The sequence below is a fragment of the Arthrobacter sp. TMS2-4 genome, from assembly GCF_054511075.1.
On record NZ_JBTNDI010000035.1, the window covers coordinates 1 to 3,436 of the forward strand.

A 3,436-nucleotide genomic window follows, 5' to 3' on the forward strand; every position below is an offset into this window, starting at 1 on the left:
ACGAACCAACCGGAATAAAATGAAGGGGATGGTCACCCTCACCGGGGCAACTCAGAAAACACTACACCCCCCCACACCCCCCAAGCAAACCCACCCGGTGTCGGCTGGATCTGGGCGTCTGAGCCCAGGTGCCCGGCCGGCGTGCGGCCTCCCGCAGTGTCGGGACCGTTTCGACGAGGGTGGGCACCAGAGCCATCCAGATGCATCCCCAGCGGCACGCTCGGAGCGGCAGGGCAAAGGAGGTCGCAGTACCGCGGATCACCCGGAAACCCTGGGGACTGCTGGAGGTCTGGTTTCCGGGTGGGTGTTGTGGGTTTCGGGCAGCCGTGGTGGCGGCTTGTCCTAATCTTGGAATCGATCGGGGTCAGTTTGCCGAGTGCTCGCTGGCGGCGTCTGCGATGGTAGGTCCGCTCGTTCCAGGTCACGATGGTGAGCCTGCACATTCCGGGTCAGAGGTCTGCCTACCGACTGAATTCCCGTCGGCCAGGGGCAATAGCCGGCCTGCTACGAGACGATGCAGCCTCGAGGAACGAACCGGCGTTCCTCGAGGCTGCGGGCAAAGATACCGATCAGGGTCGTGCCTGATGGCGCCGACGGGTCAGGAGCCCAAGCACAGTGCCGACGCCGAGTACGCCCAAGCCCAGCGAACCCACCCCAAGCCCGGCACCGGCATTCCTCTCGCTGCCGACGGTGGCTGGCGCGCCGGTATCGGCGCCCCCTACCGGCAGCTGCTCAACCTGAGGGTCCTCGATAGTCTCGAAGGTCTGTACGTAGTTGATGAAGCAGGGGTACCGGCCATCGGGGAAAACGATGCTCCCGGGATTCTCGGCGCACAGGTCGACCCCCTCCGAGGTCATTACTCCGCCCTGGACGATGGTCACGCTTTCAGGGTCGACCACTGTGGCCTGCTCAAAAGGGACGAGTATAGGCACATTTACCGGAACCCTCATGCCAAGAGTAGCTTCGAAGCCTGTGAAGCAAAGATATGTGCCAATTGGGGAAACGATGCTCCCTGGGTTCGTGGCGCAGAGATTCGTCCCGTCCGCTGTCAGCACTCCACCCTTCGCGTGAACGATGTCAGCCGGGTCTATGACGGTCGCCTGATCGAACGGAACGAGCTCTACGGGTCCCTCAGTGGCTCCTGCGCTTACTGAAGTGCCCACGAGTACGGCTGCAGCCAGAGCGCACCCAGTCATGGCGGATGTGAATCTCACGGTTACTCCCCCTCCAATGCCGTCCCCAGTGGACGGCATTGGACTTTATTCAACCAGAGGAGGTGTCGGACCGGTGGACCAACAGCCTTATTCGACGACCCTTCATCGATTCATCGCAATCATTAACGTAGGTGGAGCCGGACGCCGCCTGATTCCAGAAGTGATGCGGCGATGTAGTTGGTAAATCTTCGGAAGAGCAGGCTGAGCCGTTCCGTCACGACCGTGGACCGCAGGCCAGCTATGGCCCCGGTCGAGCGCACAGCCCGGCCGACAGGTCAGGGCCTCGTGGGTGCAGAATGCGTGCAGTGTCCTCGGGATCCGGTGGACAATCGCGATGGCTCTGGTATTTCGGCAGCCGAGGGGTTCCCAGCGGCACGGGCACGGCCATCGGCACACCCGCCTTCAAGGGACACCGCATCCGCCACGTCGGAGTGGGAACCTTGCTTCCGACGAATACAGCCTGGCGCGGGCCTCCCATTCCAGACGGAGGTCTGGCCCGCATGAACAAGTCGTAGTAGACAAGGGGCATGCGCAGGAAAACGGGAGTGGCACCGCAATTGGCCGAAGCCTTGGGTATCGTCCTGGGGACCGAGGAGATACCGCTGAGGCTCCGAGCGTGGGACGGGTCAGAAGCAGGGCCTCCTGGCGCTCCCATGATCGAATTCCGTTCCCGGCGGGGATTGCGGCGGATGCTCTGGTCGCCGAATCAGCTCGGACTGAGCCGCGCGTATGTAGCGGGCGATATCGATTCATCCGGCGATCTCTTCGAGGGATTCGCCGCACTCAGCTCCGTGGGCAAGTTCGCAGAGCTGAAGGCTTTCCGCCCGCCGACGGTCGGCGAACGGATACGACTCGTCCGAATGGCCGTTCGGGTTGGAGCGCTCGGATTTCCGCCCAAACCGCCGCCCGAGGAGATGAACGTGACCCGCCTGGGGCGGAAGCATTCCAAGAAGCGTGATGCCGCGGCGATCTCCCATCATTACGACGTCGGCAATGAGTTCTACGGGCTCGTGCTCGGACCGTCGATGGTCTACTCCTGCGCTGTCTGGGAGGACGAGAGCACCGGTCTCGACGCGGCGCAGGACGCGAAGCTCGACCTGGTCTGCCGGAAACTCGGTCTGAGGCCCGGCTTGCGGGTGCTCGATGTGGGCTGCGGCTGGGGCAGCTTGGCGCTACATGCCGCGCAGAACTACGGTGTCGACGTCGTCGGTGTCACCCTCTCGACAGAGCAGGCAGATCTCGGCCGACAGCGAGTGGGAGCAGCTGGTCTGTCCGGGCGTATCGACATCCGGGTTCAGGACTGTCGCGACGTCGACGACGGCCCGTTCGACGCCATCAGCTCCATCGGGATGGCGGAACACGTCGGCAGGGATCAGATCGGCTACTACGCGTCGCACCTGTACGGCCTGCTGCGGCCCGGTGGGCGCCTCCTCAACCACGCGATTTCCTGGAATGCCGGCGAGATGCCCCCGGATCCGGACTCCTTCATTCCCCGTTATGTGTTTCCCGACGGTGAGATGCTCAGCCTCACCATCATGATCGAGGCACTCGAATCGGCAGGGCTGGAAGTGCTCGACGTCGAAGCGCTGCGCCGGCACTACGGATTGACGCTTCGGGCCTGGGTGGACAACCTCGAGAGGAACTGGGAGGAGGCGGTCCATCTCTCGAGCGAAGGGCGGGCTCGCGTGTGGCGACTGTACATGGCCTCGAGCGCGCTCGGGTTCGAGCGAGGGCTCAACGGCGTGAATCAGATCCTGGTGCAGCGTTCGGGAGGCACGGAGCCCCCGCTGCGGCGACGGGAGTGGATGTGACGGGTCAGGTCCGTACGGACGACCAACCCCTCATAGGGGACCAAGGACCTCCCCCACCGGCCACCGGACGCCCGTGACCAAACAGCAGGGATCTCCTGGCGCAGTCCGCATCGATGCAGTGGAGGCTTTGGCCGGCTCAGCCCTGGTCCTCGTCAAGGCTCGCCCTGATTTGTTCCCGCGTCTGCATCCTGAACACGCTCCTGCCGGCACGTCGCCCGGAGTCCTCCGTCCCCAGGACCAATGAGTCGCAGGACATGCCGGCTCGCGGGCTCGGCCCGGTTTGGGGGTGTGGTTGTTAACGTGGGGAAGGCCCCGCACCTGGTGGTGTGGGGCCTTCCCGTGAGTGGTTGTCCGGCGGTGTCCTACTCTCCCACACTCTCTCGGGTGCAGTACCATCGGCGCTGTGGGTCT

2 protein-coding genes are annotated in these 3,436 nt (G+C 64.1%); one reads left to right on the forward strand and one right to left on the reverse strand.

Annotated features, from left to right (window positions below; genetic code table 11):
* Positions 1 to 569 precede the first annotated feature (569 nt).
* Complete coding sequence (locus ACX80F_RS16935; RefSeq protein ID WP_459337546.1) at positions 570 to 1,214, reverse strand: hypothetical protein; 645 nt, start codon at positions 1,212 to 1,214, stop codon at positions 570 to 572.
* 527 nt (positions 1,215 to 1,741) lie between these two features.
* On the opposite strand from ACX80F_RS16935, the gene ACX80F_RS16940 reads away from it, so the two are divergent.
* Positions 1,742 to 3,025, forward strand: a complete 1,284-nt coding sequence (locus ACX80F_RS16940) for a class I SAM-dependent methyltransferase (protein WP_459337547.1) — start codon at positions 1,742 to 1,744, stop codon at positions 3,023 to 3,025.
* Positions 3,026 to 3,436: the final 411 nt, after the last annotated feature.